This is a genomic window from Paraburkholderia aspalathi, assembly GCF_900116445.1.
GTDB classification, from domain to species: domain Bacteria; phylum Pseudomonadota; class Gammaproteobacteria; order Burkholderiales; family Burkholderiaceae; genus Paraburkholderia; species Paraburkholderia aspalathi.
Genome location: NZ_FPBH01000008.1, coordinates 270,121 through 288,436, shown reverse-complemented (window position 1 = coordinate 288,436; position 18,316 = coordinate 270,121). Strand labels below are relative to the sequence as shown.

At 62.3% G+C, this 18,316-nt stretch carries 11 protein-coding genes; 1 reads left to right on the top strand and 10 read right to left on the bottom strand.

All coding sequences use genetic code 11. The annotated features are described in order from the left end of the window. The first annotated feature begins 575 nt into the window (after positions 1–575). A complete protein-coding gene (rpoD, locus tag BM438_RS15685) occupies positions 576–2,576 on the top strand; it encodes an RNA polymerase sigma factor RpoD (protein ID WP_093635133.1) in 2,001 nt (666 codons plus the stop codon). Between the two features lie 62 nt (positions 2,577–2,638). Here rpoD and BM438_RS15680 read toward each other — a convergent pair whose 3' ends face one another. From BM438_RS15680 to BM438_RS15635, 10 genes are all read right to left on the bottom strand, one after another. Further along, positions 2,639–3,028, bottom strand: coding sequence for a hypothetical protein (locus BM438_RS15680; protein ID WP_093635132.1), 390 nt, complete (start codon positions 3,026–3,028; stop codon positions 2,639–2,641). 359 nt (positions 3,029–3,387) lie between these two features. After that, a complete protein-coding gene (locus BM438_RS15675) occupies positions 3,388–4,404 on the bottom strand; it encodes a M48 family metallopeptidase (protein WP_167378397.1) in 1,017 nt (338 codons plus the stop codon). Between the two features lie 19 nt (positions 4,405–4,423). Next, positions 4,424–5,530, bottom strand: coding sequence for a YjgN family protein (locus tag BM438_RS15670; protein ID WP_093635145.1), 1,107 nt, complete (start codon positions 5,528–5,530; stop codon positions 4,424–4,426). 147 nt (positions 5,531–5,677) lie between these two features. After that, entirely contained in the window at positions 5,678–6,475 is a 798-nt protein-coding gene (locus tag BM438_RS15665) for a YfaP family protein (protein WP_093635130.1), read from the bottom strand. 22 nt (positions 6,476–6,497) lie between these two features. Next, entirely contained in the window at positions 6,498–7,316 is an 819-nt protein-coding gene (locus tag BM438_RS15660; protein WP_372342073.1) for a YfaP family protein, read from the bottom strand. A 113-nt stretch (positions 7,317–7,429) separates the two neighbouring features. Next, on the bottom strand, positions 7,430–9,250 hold the full coding sequence (locus tag BM438_RS15655; RefSeq protein WP_093635129.1) for a DUF2300 domain-containing protein: 1,821 nt from the start codon (positions 9,248–9,250) through the stop codon (positions 7,430–7,432). Between the two features lie 11 nt (positions 9,251–9,261). Next, positions 9,262–14,055, bottom strand: a complete 4,794-nt coding sequence (locus BM438_RS15650; protein WP_093635128.1) for an alpha-2-macroglobulin family protein — start codon at positions 14,053–14,055, stop codon at positions 9,262–9,264. Continuing rightward, complete coding sequence (locus BM438_RS15645) at positions 14,052–14,705, bottom strand: DUF1175 domain-containing protein (protein WP_234486701.1); 654 nt, start codon at positions 14,703–14,705, stop codon at positions 14,052–14,054. The genes BM438_RS15650 and BM438_RS15645 overlap by 4 nt, the downstream gene beginning before the upstream one ends. A 78-nt stretch (positions 14,706–14,783) precedes the next feature. Next, entirely contained in the window at positions 14,784–16,574 is a 1,791-nt protein-coding gene (locus tag BM438_RS15640; RefSeq protein ID WP_093635126.1) for a DUF2138 domain-containing protein, read from the bottom strand. A 489-nt stretch (positions 16,575–17,063) separates the two neighbouring features. Further along, positions 17,064–18,272: an aminotransferase-like domain-containing protein gene (locus tag BM438_RS15635; RefSeq protein ID WP_093635125.1), complete on the bottom strand. Its 1,209-nt coding sequence runs from the start codon at positions 18,270–18,272 to the stop codon at positions 17,064–17,066. Between the last annotated feature and the right edge of the window lie 44 nt (positions 18,273–18,316).

Below are 18,316 nucleotides of genomic sequence, written 5' to 3'. Positions count from 1 at the left end.
GAGTCCGCATTCACTACCGAAGCGCCGCCCACTTCAACCACCCGGCACCGCTTCGTTCTGCGTCGCTGCATCAGCAGCAGAGAAACGAGATTATGGAGAACGACCGACAGGTCGTCAACCCCCTTTTGTGAATTTTCTTTTGACCAAGTGCGATTTGACGCCGAAACATGCGCCCCACTATATGTAGCAAGATCGACGGAAAGTCATCCGGTCGTGCGGGAGTGGCCGACATAGCCTATAGTGAAGAGCCTGCATACGCGCACGACGAGCAGTTGAAGTGCTGCCTTCTGCCCCCACCTGAACTTACGGATGACAGGCGATGAAGGGACCCTGCGACAAGAGCGCATGACAAATTGGTGCGCTCATAATGCGCGCGAAGGCGCAAGCTCGTATATAATGCGAGCCGCGCGAATTTCGCACATTTCTATCGGCCCGCTTCGCGCGGGCTCATCTTTTTTGCTCCCCAGAGCACAGCCAAACAACCGCGTTGAGTCACTCAGGTGATGTTGAGCCATGCTCGAAACGCCTGACGGTAGCGTCTTGCGTCTCATAGCGAAGCCTCTAGAGGAGAATACGTGAACCCTTTTGATCGCGAAGATTCGCAACACGAAACTGCCGGATACACCGCCAAGGCGCCCGCTGGCCGTACGGCCAAGGGCAAAGGCGCAGGCAAAGCGATCCCCGTAGCGGCCGAACTGCCGCCGCAACAAGCTGAAGAACGCCAGCGCCAGATGCGCGCGCTGATCCAGCTGGGCAAGGAGCAAGGCTACCTGACCCACGCGCAGATCAACGACCACCTGCCCGACAACTTCGCGCAGACGGCGGCGATTGACAGCATCGTCAGCGCCTTCAACGACATGGGCGTGCAGGTCTACGAGCAGGCCCCGGATGCGGAAACGCTTCTGCTCAACTCGAACGCCCCCGCCGTGGTGTCGGACGATCAGGCAGACGAGGAAACCGAAGTCGCGCTGTCGACCGTCGATTCCGAGTTCGGCCGTACGACCGACCCCGTGCGCATGTACATGCGCGAAATGGGCGCAACCGAACTGCTGACCCGCGCGGGCGAAATCGCGATTGCGAAGCGCATCGAAGACGGTCTTCACGAAATGGTGCAGGCGATTGCCGCTTGCCCGCTCGCGATCTCCGCCATTCTGGCGAGCGCCCAACAGGTTGCGGACGGCGAACTGCGCATCGACGAACTGGTCGACGGCCTGAATGAAGACACGGTTGCGGCGGAAGAAGAAAGCGCGAGCGCGGACGCAGCAGCCGACGTCGACGCAGACGCCACCGATGACGACAGCGATAGCGAAGACGACGACGATGCCGGCCCGGCCGACTCCTCGGCAGCAGACGAAGCACGCCTGAAGCAACTCACCAGCGATTGCCTGGAAATCTTCGCGCAAGTCGGCATTCTGTCCGACCAGCAGAACGCCTCGCACACGCGCGGCGACGTCAGCTCGAAGGCTTACCTGCGCGCTCGCGAAGAGATTCAGCAGCACCTCGCCAAGATCCGCTTCACGGCACGCACCATCGACCGTCTGTGCGGCGACGTGCAACACCAGGTCGCGCAAGTTCGTGCGATCGAACGCCGCATTCTGCAAATCGTCGTGACGAAGAGCGGCATGCCGCGCGAGCAGTTCATCGAATCGTTTTCGGGTCATGAAGCCGACCTGGGCTGGACCGAGCGTGCCGCGCGCGGCGCGTCGACGTACGGCGCGGCGCTGGAGCGTCACCTGCCGGCAATCCAGTCGGAACAGCAGAAGCTGATCGACATCGAAGCAACCGTTTCGCTGCCGCTCAAGCATCTGAAAGAGATCAATCGTCAGATGGTCGCGGCCGAGTCGAAGATGCGCAAGGCCAAGAGCGAGATGATCGAGGCGAATCTGCGTCTCGTGATCTCGATCGCGAAGAAATACGTCAACCGCGGCATGCTGTTCCTCGACCTGATCCAGGAAGGCAATATCGGTCTGATGAAGGCGGTGGACAAGTTCGAATACCGCCGCGGCTGGAAGTTTTCGACGTATGCAACGTGGTGGGTTCGTCAGGCTGTGACGCGCTCGCTCGCCGACCAGGCGCGCACGATTCGCGTGCCGGTGCACATGATCGAAACGATCAACAAGCTCAACCGCATTTCGCGCGAGATCCTGCAGCAGACCGGTCAGGAAGCCCATCCGTCGGTGCTGGCAGAACGCATGGAACTGTCGGAAGAGAAGGTGCGCGGCATTCTGAAGATCGCCAAGCAGCCAGTGTCGATGGAAACGCCGGTCGGTGACGACGGCGACGCCACGCTGGGCGACATGATCGAAGATTCGGCAGCTTCCTCGCCGGCCGACGCAGCGATGCAGGCCGACTTGCGCGCCGCTATCGACGACGCGCTCGATTCACTGTCGCCGCGCGAAGCGAAGGTGCTGCGTATGCGTTACGGCATCAACACGAAGTCGGACCACACGCTCGAAGAAGTCGGCAAGCAGTTCGACGTCACGCGCGAGCGGATCCGTCAGATCGAAAGCAAGGCCATGCGGAAGCTGATGCACCCGAGCCGCGCAGATCGCCTGAAGTCGTTCCTCGACCGCTAAGCCAAGCCGGTCGTTGCGCTTGTCGTGCGCCATGCACGGCAAGCGCATCTCCCTCTCCCCATTCAAGCAAGCAACGAGATGATCCCACCAATGGTGAGTCCCGCTGCCAGCCAACGCCCAGCCGTGTAGAACGCATTACGCTCTTCATGAGGCTGATCCGGGCGTTCGAGACCCAACGTACCGTACGCAAACGCCTTGACCGCCGAGGTATCGGTCGTCGACGCGCTCCCCCCCGCTGAATCGCTTACTTCACCGTCCTGAATCGCATTGCCCTCTTGCGCCGCCGTCGCTGCGCCTTCGGCGGAGATGTGGACGGCGTCGTCCTGTTCGGATGTATTCGACGCAACAGCCTGCGTGGCCGTGTCGTCCGCGTTGTCCGTTACGGACCGGCTCTTCATCATCGCGCGATCCGATTCCGGCAGTGTCGACGACAGCGCACTGTCGATTTGCATGGCAACCTCCGTTTATTTCGCCCAACGCATGCGCCGCCCCAGTTCGCCGCGGCAATGCAAACAGAACGCTCGCACACGGCGGTTCGACGCACAACCGCTTACAGGATCTATCGACGGCAGTACGCCAAAACTTGAGCGCTGGAAAGAAACGGTAAGTTCCATCGGACGCATTGCTCCGGCCCGAAACGTATCCGACGGCTGCGTGCGCAACACGCGGTTCTACAGAACGAATTCCATAGGTCGATTTGTTGTCCACAGAAACTGTTCAGAAGCCTGTGGATATCCTGAGCAAGAGTCACCCAAGTCGTTGAGCGCATTGCTTTTCACATCTACGCTTCCGACACGACAGGTCGCATCGCTCACGGCTTCCCGCACATTGCCCGAACCGCCGCCCATTGCTGCGCCGTCAATGCACTTTCGCCGACAGGTGATCCCTGATTCAGCTTTTCCCGGTCGAGCGTACGCGGATGATCCGACAGAAACCCAATCGTACCGCTGCCATTACGCTTCTCAGTCAACGCAAAAAATCCCGCGAGCCCATCACTGCGCAATCCGCTCGCTTGCAGATAGGCAACGCCGTTCGCATCGGCGAGACGTTCCATGTCACGGCTATACGACAAACCCACTAATCGCCCCGCCAGCGAAGAGACGTCTGCGAAACCGAGATGGATGCCCAAGGTTGTGCTGATCAGAGTGATACCGGCGCTGCGAAACAAAGCGGTCAACGGATCGCGCCGCGCGATATGTCCCGTCTCGTGCGCCATCACGCCGGCCAGTTGATCGGGATTGTCGACGCGCTGGAACAGGCCGCGCATGATGATCATGCGTGCACCAGGTAACGTGAGTGCATTGACCGTCTTGCTGTCGATGACCACCACGCGTACCGGCTGCGCGATCCCCGCCGCGTGAGCGAGGCGCGCTTCGAGTTGTTCGAGCGCACGTTGTCCGTCGTCGCCTCGGCACACCCGATGCTTACCGACCACGACCGACTCCACCGTCTCGCCAAGCCGGTTTTCCGCGCTGCGTGGCACAAGCGCCGCGCCAGCCGCAGGCAATCTCACGACGAGTAGGAACGCAAGCGCCAGCGCCGCTGCGCCGATCGCGACCCAGCCCAGATAATGCCAACGCTGCCCGCGTGGCGCCGTCATCTGCGCAGGTAGCGCAAAGGCGTCGGTCAACACGCGACCTGGTTCGCCTTTGCACGACAATGCGACCCTGCCGTCCGGGTCGGACTCGCCGACGATCAGCCGCGCACGCGGCCAAACCGCCAGTTCACCCTCAACACCGTCGATCGACAGAACCGCCTCGCTCCAGCGCAGCGTTGCCACATGAGGCGCGGCGGTATGGCCGTCGTAATAGCGTGTGCCGGTCGGCACTGAAGGCTCCACAACCGCGTCAGAACGCGCCGCCATGGTCGAGCAGGTTCAGCATGCCTTCGCCCGTGCGCGGCGGCTGCTGATCGCTCTGACCAAGCGTCTGCGGGTCGAGTTGACCGGACACCTGCAGCGTATCGGCTGCGAAGCGCATCACGCGATGCAGCACGATCGGAAAACCCAGACCCAGCGTGAAGACAATGATCGCCAGATTGCCCAGCATCATGCCGAGCAAACGCCCGGCGGTAATGCTGCTGCCGAAACGCAGTTGCGCGCCAAGCGTCGTATTGCCCATGACATGGCGCGTCACCAGCGCCAGATAGAAGCACTGGATCAGCAACGCGCCGACGATAAACAGCACGTAGAACAGGAATATCGAGCCGAATGCGGCGAACGCGGCGGGATCATGAGCCTTCAGCGGCGCATGCCCGATGGGCAGGAACGCCATGATGCTCTTGAGGAAAACTGCCCCGAGCACGACGAACAGCGCGACGATGCCCAAAAACGTGCCGACGAACGCGCCATACAGCGCACGTGCGCGCCCTTCAAAATGAAACGGCAGGCTGCCGAAACTACTCGCGTTGATGCGCCGCTCCGCAAGGCGCATGGACACCCACGGCACCATCTGTCCAAGCGTGACGATGCACAGCAGGCCATACAGCAATGCATACGCGCCATAGACCCACGACGAACCGGTCATGCCGCCGCGAATCCCACACCATTGTGTGCGGCTCAAGCGGTAACGCTGCGCGCTGAAATACGCTCCTGCTGCGATCACCGCGATCACGATGTAAAGAACGATGATCGGCACGAGAGCCAGTGCAGCGCTCCCAGTGATGGCGCGCAGAATCGCGCTAAGAATGCCTGCACCGACAATCGCGCCAAAGATAATCGCAATCGCCAGTAGAAAACCTTTGAACAGTTCGCCGCCCGTCCCGGTGTACTCAAATCGCTCACCTTGAAAACGCATGCGCGACCAGATATATCGACGGTTATTCGTGGTGGCCCAAAAACGATAAATGCCAAGCGTGATGATCTGCAGCAACAGATTTTTGATGAATATCCCGTACAACTCTCCAAGCTTGCCGTCATAGCTCAACAGCGGTTGCTTCTGGTCGAGTGAGTTCATTTTTTCTTCCCCCGGCTGGCAAATATACGTTTTTGAGGCCCGCGTACGCATAAGCAAGTATGCATGGCGGGCGGGTGGTCTTTCCTTCGCAAAACTGACTACGACAGCGTGAAAATTTGAAATCTGGCCCGCAAGAGAGCAACTGTTTTACGGCATCACGAATGTTTTCACGAGCGTCAGCTCGCCTGCCTTACGCATCGGCACCCGAATGGTTTCGCTCTTTTCGTTCGGCGTGTTCTCGTTCGTGATGATCGTCACCTGCGCGACGGTCATATCGCTGCCGCTGTTCCCGCTACCGTAGTAATTCACATAGACCAGATACGTACCCTTCAAGGGCGCCGCCGACGAGTAAATCTCCGGCCCGTAGCCGGTCGTCACATCCACGTCGAGCGCGCCGCCGTTCGGCGCAACGCGATCGCCATACCAGGTGTGTGCGCCGTCCGGCGACACCACGTGCAAGTCCAGATCGGTGCCGTCGGTGTCCCATGCGAGCAACACGCGCAACTTGGGCTGCGTCTTGCCACTGTAGGCGTCGTAAAACTGCACGCGTTTGCGCGAGCCATCCGGCGCCCACAGTTCCACGCTATTGCTGCCGGACGGAAACGCGTAAGGCCGCGAAAACTTGCCGTCTTCCTCAACGCGCTGCGGCAACGGCGTGCCGTCGACCACCAGCGTGCCCACCGTGGTGCCCTTCTTCTTCGGCGTGTTACGGATCTGCCCTTCGATCAGCGCAAATTTCGACTGCCCTTCCGGCGTCGATACCGACACCGCCGGGTAGTGCACGTCCTGCGTATAACGCTCGCTGTCACCGCTGGTGTTGCGCCAGCCGTTCAACGGCGCGCCGAAGTCGATATCGCTCGCGTGCGCCACCGTGGCGCCCTGCAAGCAGGCGACGACGAGCATCATCCAGCCAGCCTTCACCCACCCCGTCGTCTTGACCTTCATCGTCACTGCTCCCATCCCGCTGTCAGAGTCGCTCGCTTTTCACGAGCTGCAGGTCGCCGATCTTACGCAGCGGCACGACCATCGTTTCACGCCGCTCGTTCGGCGTGTTTTCATTGAACACCAGCGTCAACGTCGCGGTAATCACGTCGCGCTCGTGCGCGGCGGCGTCGAAGTTGTAGCCGGTCGAATCGAAGTTGCCCCAGTAGTTCAGAAAGAACAGCCACGTCCCGTGCTCGGGCGCCGCCGACGAAAATATTCCCGGCCCCGCACCGTCCACCGAATCGACATCGAATCCGCTGCCGTCTTCGAGCGTGGGGTTGGCGAAGAACGCGTGCAGACCGTCCGGCGTAATCACGTGCAGATCCACCTGCGCTTTCGGATCGTCCCACGTGACGATCGCGCGCAGCTTCGCCTGCGGCTTGCTGCGGTCCGCTTCGTAGAACTGCATGCGCTGGCGCTGCTTGCCGTCGGCGGAAATCAACTCGATGCTGTTCGAGCCCGCGCCAAATGCCCACGGGCGCGCGAATGCGCCTTCGTCGTCGGTATAGAGCGGCGTTGGATTGCCGTTGACGACCAGTGTGGGCGGCTTGCGCGCGTGTTTGTCGATATGTTTGAGGCGCCCTTCGATCAGCGTGCGATAGCGTTGCGCGCCACGGTCGACCGGCGGCCGGGGATACGCCGCGACGAAGTGCTCGCCTTCGTTCGTCAGCCCGCTGTGGCGCCAGCCGCCGAATGCGCCGGTGAGGTCGGCGAGCGCACCGCCATTACCGTCCGCGCCGGCGGCTTGCACGTTTGTCGTCATGCCTGCCGCCAGCACAGCCGCGGCCACAGCAATTGCCATGTGAACGCGAACACCGCGCGCAAGAGGTGCCAAAGCAACGGCCGCAGGAATGCGAACGCGGCGCATCACAGGAAGCGCACGGAACACGGCAGAAAGCGAGCGCGAGACGGTGTTCATTGGATCGGATTGTCGGTACGAATCAGCGTGCGCGCGGTACGTTCGACGAAGTCTTCATCGAGGCCACGCGGATGATGCTGGAACGCAAGGTGAATATATTCATGCGCCAGCGCGATACGGTCTTCTTCGGTCTGCAGGTGATACACGTACACGCGATTGCGCTGCGCATCGGCATACGGCCGACCTTCGCGCACCGCGCACACGGCCGGCAGATCGGGCGTTTCGTAGCCGGGCGCGCCGTCCATACGCCGCGCCCACAACGGCGCGTTGCGCTGCAGCCATTGCTGGGCGCCGGCCACCTGGATGCAATCGCCGGACAACGGACTCTCGAACGACGTCAAGGTCGCTTGCGGCCAGGTGCGCGAGAGAATGGTGTCGAACGTGAGGCCGGTTTGCGCGGACGCCTTCGCAGCGAGCCAGCTCATCTGACCGGGTGCGGCCTTGTCGTGGTGATACTGAACCGGCACGCCGGTGAGCACCAGCGCGTCGGTCAGATCGGCCGCACGACGCGCGGCGGCGGTCGGCACGCGCGGCAGGACGCGCTGCGTGCTGCTGCTGTCATCGATACGGAAACAGCCGTGATCGTGATTGCCGTGCTGCACGACGTAGGATCGCGCCGCCACCGCCAACGCTTTGGCCGCTTCCGGTTGGCTCGTGTCGCCTTCCCGCTCGACCACTCGCGCGACGTAGTCATTCATGCCGAAGCGACCGACTACTTGCGGTGCGCCTGCAGCGTCGCGATCGAGCCGCAGTTCGCCTCGACTTTCCACACGCGCCCAGTTGCCATTGACGAAGCCAATCCGGAACTCGCCACGCAGCGGCCCGTCCGGCACCGCAGCCGAACCTTTGTCGCCAAGCACCTGGCGAATCGGATAACGGCTGAAGAAGTCGACCAGCACGCACGCGTTGTCGTCCGGCACGGTGACTTGTGTGAGCAACGGCGCGATGCGCGGTGCGGCGGCCGCCAACACGCGCGCGCTGCCGCCGGCACCGCCGAGCCACACCGGCGTGCCATCGGCGAGCCAGCCTGCCGCACCGCCGATCGAGGCGCCAGGCCGCGCGGGATCCGGCATCGTCCAGGTTTTGGCGCGCAGCAGGCTGCCGTATAGCGACACGGTGCCTTCGCCGCGGCCGCTCGTCAGCACTGACACCAGCGTGCTCGCCGCCGCTTCGCGCGGCTTGGCCGGCATCGCCTGCAATGCGGCGAGCAGGTCGGTCACGGGCACGCGGTGCGTCGGCGTCATCGCATGAAGGTCGCGCAGCCATGCGGGTGCATGCGCGGCCGTCCAATACTTGCGCCAATCGGCGGGATCGAGTTGCAGGCGTGCGGGCTCGAAAAAGCGTCCGCATGATTGCACCAGCGCATGTTCGCGGTCGATGTGCCCGCCCGTCATGCAGCAATACACTTCTTCAGGATCGCCGCCGCTGCAGGTGTAATCCGGCGTGGCGATATTGCGATCGACCAGATAGCCATAGACGAACAACTTCCACACGCTGCCGAGCGGCGTCTCCAGCGTCGCCGGCAACGGACTTGCCGACTGCGGCGCGAGGCCGTCTGCAGCGCCGCCGGCGTTGAACTGCCAAAGCTGCGATTGACCATCGCGCAACCATGCGAAGCGCAGCATTTGCGCCGAGGACGCAACGGACGGCGAAGTTGGCGATGCGGTTGACGTCGACTTTGCCCCCGCAGGCAGTGATACAGTCGACGCCGCCATCGCCGCAGCCGCACCACTAAAAACACATCCCACTCCCACGGCGAGCGCGATCCGCAGCGCAGCTGCCAGACGATCGCGCGAGTGCCGAAGAGCAGAGAACATAGCGGTCTCGCTTACTGAATACGCAGAGTCGTCATGCGATCGCTCTTGCCGCCTTCGAACGCCTTGGCGTCCGGCTGATACATGCGGAAGTAGCGTGCGGGCGGCAACGCGAACGTGCCCGGCAATGCAAAGCGCACCAGTTGCCGCAGCGTCACCGGACGATCGAGCAAAGGCACCGGCTGGTGATAGGCCAGCTCACCCATCTCGTACGAAGCGGCACGCGCAAACGGCTGCGGACCGCTTACCCCGTCCTTCTCGCCCGGCAAACCGTCGATCGACACACCCCAGCTGGTCGCCTCCACGTCGCCGCCCGGCGGCAGCGGCACATCGAGCAGACCGTAGTGGTACGCATTGCCGGAGCGCGGCGTGAGCGTGACTTCGTCGACGTACAGCGCATTGCTGTCGATCGCATCGCCCTGCTTGACCAGGCGCGCGGTGAAGGCCGAGCGGCCCAATTGGCTCTCGGCGCCACCCGCCTTCTTCGGATCGACCTTCACTTCGAGCGGCTCCAGCTTGTAGAAACGACGTTCGACGGTGATGTTCAGTCGACTGTCCTCGCTCGTATGACTGCGGAACGAGACCAGCGCGTTCACGTCGGTGCGCGCGCCGCCTGCGTCGAGCGTGGCCGGCAAAGCGGCGCCGGTCCACTTCCACAGCGGCGTACCAGTCGGCGTCGCGGCGCGCGTCCAACCCGCACCTTGCAGCGACGGCAGCGAAGCCGGCGCCGTGTCGCCACCGAGCGCTTTACGCACCCACAGCAACGTCAACGCGCGATCGAGCGTCGGGTAGTCGGCGCTGCTCTTCGCGAGCAAGGCCGATGCATCGATCGCCGCGCCACCATCGCCACCCGTCATATAAAGCAGACTCTGCACGAGCGGAGCGGGATCGTTGGTCAATGCCGTGCGTGCAGCACTCGCCGCTGCATCGAAGCCGTCCGGCAGTTGAGCACTCGCGCTACGCGCCATGTTGGCGACCAGCAGCGTCGCCATTTGCTTGCCACGCGGCGAATCGGCTTGCGCGAACACGATGCTGTCCGACGCGCCATACGTGCCGTTGCGCGCAGGGGCCGAAGCATTGGCCGAGGCCGCTGAATCGCTCTGCAAGTCCGCCGCAACTCCCGACACCGGCGTCGCGACCGGCAAGCCCATCTGCTGCATGAACCACAGCGCCAACGCGCGATGCAGCAGCGGCTCTTTCGCACCGGCATCGCGATAGACGTCCATTGCATGCTGCCAGTTGTCGGCGGGCAGCGTAATGCCGAGGCTGCGGCTCGCGAGCCAGTCCGCGTAATACGCGTAGGCGGTGATCAGCGAACTGCCGCCGGTCGTATCGCCCCACCAGCCAAACGTGCCGCCGACACCGGCCAGCATCGCCAGACGTTGGCGCTGATTACGCAATAGCGCTTCGAGCCCTTGCGTCGAGCTAGCGCTATCGCCGCGGCCGATCGCATCGTGTGCGAGCGCCAAAGGAATCAGGCGGCTCGACGTCTGCTCGGCGCATCCGTAGGGATAATTGATCAGATCGTCGGCAACGCGCGCGAATTGACTCGTGGCACTGCCGATGAAACGCACACTGACATCCTGCGCATCTTGCGGCAGATTGAGCGGCTTGTTCGAGCCGTCGAGCGCCACCGTGTTCTGATGCAGATCGAGCCAGCCGCTCGCATCGAGCTGGATGGTGGTCTGCAAGCGATCCACGTCCTTACCCGCCCGACGCAGGCTCGCGTTGATCACACCCGCCTTCAACGCGCCCGTTGGCAGACGCAGGTAGTTCGCGCCGCGCTTGAGCGTGACTTTCTGATTCAGCGAGAGACCGCCGCCGTCGACCACCCACTCAGCGTCCATATCCGCTTCGGTTTGATTGAAGGCGATCATGTCGATGGCCGGCTGATCGTTGACGCGGAAATGCGAAGGCCCGCTCCACTTGAGATACAGCGCCTTGTCCGAACGCACATACGCAGTACGTTGACCGACCATGCCGTCCGGCGCCGCCGCGCGCACGGTGACACGCCAGCGGGCCAGCGAGTCCGGCATCTTGAAGGTCATGGTGGCGTGACCATTCGCGTCGGTCTTCAGCGTGCCTTCCCAGGCGGCTGTGTCCTGATCGTCACGACGCGGCCGTTCGAGCACCTTCACGCCGCGCTCGTTGTAGTTGGCGCGTTGCGGCCCGCCCGGCGCACCCTTCAACGGCGAGCGCGCGAGGTCGTACGTAATGAACGACAGACTCGACGACGTCCGCACATTGTTGCGGCGCGGATGATAGAAAAAGTCGACGATATTCGGTGCGATCTCCGGCTGCAGCACGTAGACCATTTCATCGACCACGCTGACCGTCAGATTCGCCGCTTCCGGCTTGCCGTTCAGCGTGCTGTCGAAGTTGAGCGTGACCGTATCGCCCGGACCGTACACCGGCTTGTCGCTCTTCACGTTCAATTCGATCTGCGGTTGCGCGACCACGATGCCTGCATTCTGGAACACGTATTCGCCCGCATGCACGTACAGCACCGAGAACGTCATGTTCGGCGCGAATGCTTCACCGACCTTGATACGCGCTTTCCATTGCGACGGCGCCACGCGTTGCAGTTGCAGCCAGTCGCCGCCGGCAGTCAGCAACGCGCGATGTTCGACGTTGTCGCGCTCCAGCGTCAGGAGAGCATCGTCGACCGGCATCGGGAAAGTAATCAGCGCTTCGGCGGTATCGCCGATCTTGTACCTGTCGCGATCGAATACGATCTCGACGCTGCCCGGAATCGCCTTCAGACCGTCGCCCGCCACCCAATGACTTGTAGCCGCGAGCAGGTTGCCGGTGTCGTCCTTGACCGACAGCATGTACGAACCCGGTTCGTCGAATTGCACCGGGAACGACAGCTTGCCACCTGCCGTTGCGCCTTTGATTGCGCCCTCGCCATGAGTCTGCGATTCAAGGCGCGTCCATTCCCACTTGGCCGGCGCACGTGAAGACGGATCGATCGTGCCAAGCGCTTGCAGATCGAAATTGACCGCTTCCTTCGGCTGCGAAAACGACTTGGCAGTCGACAAGCGATACGGCGTCGCGCCGCGAGCGATCAATACCTCACGCGTCACACGTACCTTGTAGGCCGCGCCGTCCTGCGCGAATAGCGTCAACGCATAGCGGCTTGGTTCTTTAGCAGCGGGCAGCGTGAGGCTCGCATTGCCGTCGCTATCGGTTGTGAGTTCCTGCTGTTCCAGCTTGACCGGAAACAGCCCTGCATAGCGCAGTTCACCATCGACAATCGTCACTTTCTGCGCGCGCAGCGTGACCGAGACCTTGCTGTCGCGCACCGGCTTGCCATCCGGATAACGCAACTGGATCTTGCCCTTCAATTGCTCGCCCGTCGCATAGTCGGCTTTATCCATCGACAGGTTGACGTCGAAATGCGGCTTCACATATTCGGCGACGCGAAATGCGCTGCCGTATACATCGCCGTTGTAATCGAAACGCAGCGTATAGCCGCCGGCGGTGGCATCGGCGGGCAACGTGAAGGACGCGTCCGCGCCCGTATCGGAAGCAAAATGCACCTTGCTGGTCGCCATCGGCGCACCGTTCGGATCGAGCACGTCGAGCTTGATATCGGCATCTGCAGGCGCGGTGGATTGCGTCGCGTTCTGGAACGTGCGGCCGATGAACTTCACATGCACTGCGTCGCCCGGCCGGTACATCGGACGATCGGTCACCGCGTAGATCTTGGTGTTGTAGATCTCGCTGTCGTAGTAGAAATTCTCCGAAACGAACACGCCGCCTTGCGGATCGGTGCCGAGCACGTAGCTGCGCTCGGGGCTAACGTGTTGCAGCACCAGTGCGCCGTCGTTACCGGTGGTGCCGCTTTGCAGCACGCCTACGCCGTCGGTCCAGTTCACGTCGGTATTCGCCACCGGCTTGCCGTTATCGCGCCGCGTGGTCCACACCAGCATGCCGCTCGACGCCGCTTTCACGACTGCGACCGTGTCCGATACGAACAGCAAGGTATGCGCGCGATAGTTGCCGATTACCGCCTCGACGATATACAGCCCCGGCGGCAGCTTGCCGACCGGAATCATTACGTTGCCCGAACTCGCTTCGATGAAGTTACTGCTGCTGCCTTCGAGATTGACACCCTTCGGCGGCTGGATCACCTTCGCGTCCCAGATCGGATAGCGGAAGCGCGCGACCATGTCATAGCCCTTCAGCGGCGCGAACTGCGAGTTCTGCTGAAATTGCGTCTGCTTGCCGGTCTGCTCGCCGAGCTTGAATTGCGGCTGGGCTTCGGTTGCCTTGCTACGCGTCGCGAACGACAGCACACGTTGCCAGGCGCGGCGTGCTTCCGTGAACCAGCGGTCCCACAGATAAGCCAGCGTATTTGCGAGGCCCTCGCCCTGATAATTCGGCGCGACGTTCAGGCGATGCAGATTCTTCTGCGCCTTCAAAAAGTCCAACGGCTTCGGTACGCGATACACAACGATGTCCGCACCGCCGTACGCTTGCAGCGCGTCCTTGAACTCGCGGCCGGGCGCTTCGAGACGCACCTGCGCCAACTGATCGCTGCCGAAGCTCGCATCCGAGAGCAGGAAGAATGGCTGGCCGTCGACCTTCTGCGACGCGAAATTACTCGATGGCGCTGTTTGCAGCGTCGGGTTCGCGGCGATGTTGGCATCGGCGGCGCTGCTCGAGGCGGCGTCGTCGGCATAGGCCGTTGGTGCGATGGCGAGCGTCAGCGCCGCGAAGAGCGCGACCACGGTGAAGCCTGCACGACGTTTCAGGTTGCCGAGCCAGGCGCGCGACGCAGTGACGGAGTTCATTCGGGTCATGGTGTCAGAAAGTCCAAACGAAACACGCCAACGAAATTCGGATTGCCGTCGAGCGGCTGCCAGCGGGAATCTTTCCATTGCATCAGGTCGGAGACGGCCACGGCGCGCAGACCTGTATCGGTCGGCGTAACGGTGCCTGTGTGATAAGCGATGTAGCGATCCAACCAGATCATCAGATGCTGGTCGTCGCCCTGGTCGAAGAACAGCAGATCGCCAGGCAGCGCCTGGTTCACGTCCTTCGAAACAAAACGGCTATTGCGTTGAATCAGTGCGATCGCCGATGCGTACGCGCCGGTGGAACCGTCGAGCCGCGTCCAGCGATTCGCGATTCCGCGTTGCGACGTGGACAGTTGCAGCTCGGGCGGCATGCTGCTGGTGTCCGCGAGACTGGTCATGCCGTTCGCGCGCAACCATTTGGTGTCGTGCGGCTTGAGCGTCTCGCCGACGGCAAAGCGCACGAGGCCCGCGCAATCGCGCTGCGTCCAGCGCGGCGTCGGGCCACGGCGCATTTGCTGGTCGACGATGCGCACGAACCACGCGCGAAATGCAGCGGATTGCTGCGGCGAAAGCGCGTCTGGGTCCGGCGATGCGGTTGTGCTGGTGAGTGCGTTCGCGTACGGCGCGAGGCCGGCCACGACGAGCGTCGACATAGCACGCACGAGCCAGATGCGGCGTGCCGTGCGGGCATTCGTCGCGAATGCCACGTCGGGGACGTGAAGGCGGCGCACTTAGTCGCCCTCGGTGCCGGGCTGATCTGCAGGCGAGTCTGCTACTCCCGCGGTGGCAGCGGGATCCGCACCCGCCTTCGCGCGATCGAACCACCACTCCACCGGCACCCAACCTGTCGACCCTGGCAAGTTCTGCGGCAGCGTCAACGAAACCGGCGGGTAGTGCGCCAGCGCATGCAGCTTCGGCACGAGGTGAGTGCGCGACGCGTTGCGGAACACCGCTTCCTGATCCGCCGGCAAGGCCGCGCCCGCTTCGCGTTCGATCAACGCAGCCGCGGACGAAGGTGTCAGCGTGAGAATCGTGCGCGGCAGACGCTGCGGCGCGAGCGTATCGGCCAGCGCCGGATAACGCTTGTCGAGCACGGCGAGCGTGTCGTCGACCAGACGTGAATCAGGAGAGAAAATCAGATAACCGTGCGCCAGTGCGAGCGTCACGGGGAAATAGCGCTCTGCAGACAGTTGCGATGCGAACGACGCCTTGCTGGACAGCGCCGTACCGGAGAGCGCGCTGACCGGCCGTTGCCACACGGTAACGCCGACGCCCTGGTCACGCTTCGTGACCGGCAAGCGACGATAGCCCGAATCGGCATCACCGGATTTGGCGGCCTTCGCCTCGTACGCGCCGATCACGTCGCCAAAGGTCTTGCCGAGCGCGGTCTGCAGCGCAGCGATGCTCGTCGCGTCCTGTGTCTTCACGCGAGCAACGAACACCGGCGCAACCAATGTGGATTTCGCATACCAGCAAACGGCCGCGGGGCCAGTGAGCTGATCGCCGATCGCAGAAGCGCCATCCGCGCCCACATCGGCCACCTTGCCCAACAAGCCCGAGGCTTCTTTCCAGTCCGCTGGCAAGCTCGTGCACGCTGCCGGATTGGCCGGTAAGGCACGCCACAAGTCGGCGCTATTCCACGCCTGCGGCAACTTGCCCGGCTCGATCAAAGCGGAAGTCTGCCAGTTCGCCGCAGCGCTGCCGTTCGGCGAAAAATCGAATCGCAGTGCGTCGATGCCGGAGAAAAATGCCTGATAACCAAACGACAAATAATTGGCCGACACCACCAACCGGTGGCCCTTCGGCGCATCGCCCGGCGCGTCCAGCTGATAGGCGCGCGTCGCATCGTCGCGGCCGGAAGAAAGCATCTCGGACACGGCGTCGGCCCGCTCGCCCAGCAAGCTGCCTTTCGCGTCGAGCAGCACGCCCGGGGCGGACATCACGACAAGGCGGTCGTCCTTCGTGGCAAACAGAATCGTGCGGCCAACCGCCAGCTTCAACGCGTACACCGGCACGTCGCCGGAGAGTTTGGCGACCTGGCTCAACTGCGAGTCGCTCGCGGCGACGTTGCCGAAGCCTTGCAGCAGCTTCGCCAGGCCGTTGCGGTGCATCGACATCACCCAGTAACCGAGGCGGCCGTCCGGCGAGCGCCACAGCAGCACATGCGCGGGTTCGTCGAATACGCGGCGGATCAGTTCATCGCGCCAGTCGAGTTGATGTTCGAACGCGAGACGGCGCAGCGCGCCTTCTGTGGACAAGCGCGTGTCGTTTGATTCGTAATAGTCCACAAAGTCTTGAGTCAGCACGTCGTGCAACAGCGGCACACGTAAAATGTCGCGCGGCAAACGTGAGAGCGCTTCGCTGTCGATCACCGCATCTGGGTGATGAATATCAAGGACGATTTCGCTGGTCCCAGCGGCTTTGCGGTGCCCGAATGGACGCCACACCGCCTGAATGACGATGCCGGCCACGACCAGAAGACCGACTACCAGGATTGCAATCTTTTTTCGCGACATCTTCATCTGATTTTTTCTGGTTCGATGCGACGGTATTAACGTGGATGGCCGATGAATTAACTCACCGAAATCATTCGCCGAAGGCAGCGATGATAACCGATATTTTTAGTCCAAAACCAGCGGTACTCGCCATTTAACATTCAGCCATGTTTCAGGAGTTTGACGGAAATATTGAACGAGCGAAATTAAATATTTTGAAAACGCGCTCGTCTGAAGCAACGACTTGAGTTAAACGGCAGCGGAAGGCGGCGGCATACACAGACGGGAACGCTTGCGCCCGTTGCCGGCTTCAACGGCGCACAGATGGGCCTGCGAGCATAGTCCGACCAGGCGCGGCCTTATGCTGCTTTACCGGATCGGGATGGTTATGCTAAATCCCAGCGATTTAGCATCTGCATAAAAAAACCCGGCTACGCACTACGTGCTCACCGGGTTATTTCAGGTATTGCCCTTACTGCTTTACCGCCAATACTATGTTAGCCGCGTTAGCCGTCATCAAACCAGTGCGAGCGCCTGCTTCATTCTCTGCACGCCGGTTTCGATTTCAGCGACGCCGGGCGCTGCAAATGACAGACGCAGTGCCGTCAAATCGATATTGTCTTTATAGAACGCGACGCCCGGCACGAACATGACATTGCGCTCGATACAGGAACGCAGCGTGTCGGACGCATTCTGCCCACCCTTCAATCGCGCCCATACGAACATGCCGCCGGCAGGACGATGAAACGCGATGGCGTCACCCAGATGCTCATCCAACGCGTCGCACAGCGCGCGGCACTTCACGGCATAGGCGTCGATGATCTTCGGCAAATGACGCTCCAGCGCTCCACTCGCGAGATATTCGGCGGCGATCGCCTGGGTCCACGGCGAGCTGCACAGGTCGACGGTCTGTTTGGCAACCACGCAGCGGCGCAAAATTTCCGCGTGCGCGATCATCCAGCCGACCCGCAAACCCGGCGCGACGATCTTCGACAGACTCGAAAAATGCACGACCCAGTCGCGTGAACCGGGCACCTGATCGCTCAACGCGAGCAGCGACGGCAACGCCGCGCCGCTGAAACGCAGGTCGCCATAGGGATCGTCTTCGACGATCAGAAAATGGTGACGCGCCGCCAGCTTCAACAACGCCATGCGGCGTTCGAGCGACAGGGTTGCGCCGGTTGGATTGGCAAAAGTCGGCACGGTGTAGAGCAGCTTCGGTGGCCGCGCTAATGTGCCCACTTCGGTGCCCGCTTCGAGCAACGCGGCCAGCGCGGCGACATCGAGTCCATCCTGATCGACCGGCACCGTCACCACGTCCGCCTCTTGCAGCTTCAGTGCCTGCAAGGTCGCCGGATAAGCGGGCTGTTCGACCAGCACCACGTCACCCGGCGCGACCATCACGCGCAGCAACAAATCGAAGCCTTGCTGCGAACCCGTCGTGACGAGCAATTCCTGCGGCGTGCAAGGCGTACCGCGCCGCGTCATCAAAAGCGCGAGTTGGTCCTTGAGGACGGCGAGGCCATCAGTCGGCCCATATTGCAGGCAGAGCGTGGGCTGCTGCGACGCACGCCCGGCGGCCGCATCCAGACCCTCGCGATCGAACAGATCGCTCGCCGGGTAGCCGCCGGCAAACGAAATCATGCCGGGTTGCGCCAGATACTTGAACAGCTCGCGGATCGGCGAACCGGTCGGCGCTTCGAATGCAGGATTGAACGTGAACATGGTGACGGGCCGTTTATCTTATCGATGGAAGATCCGCGTCGATT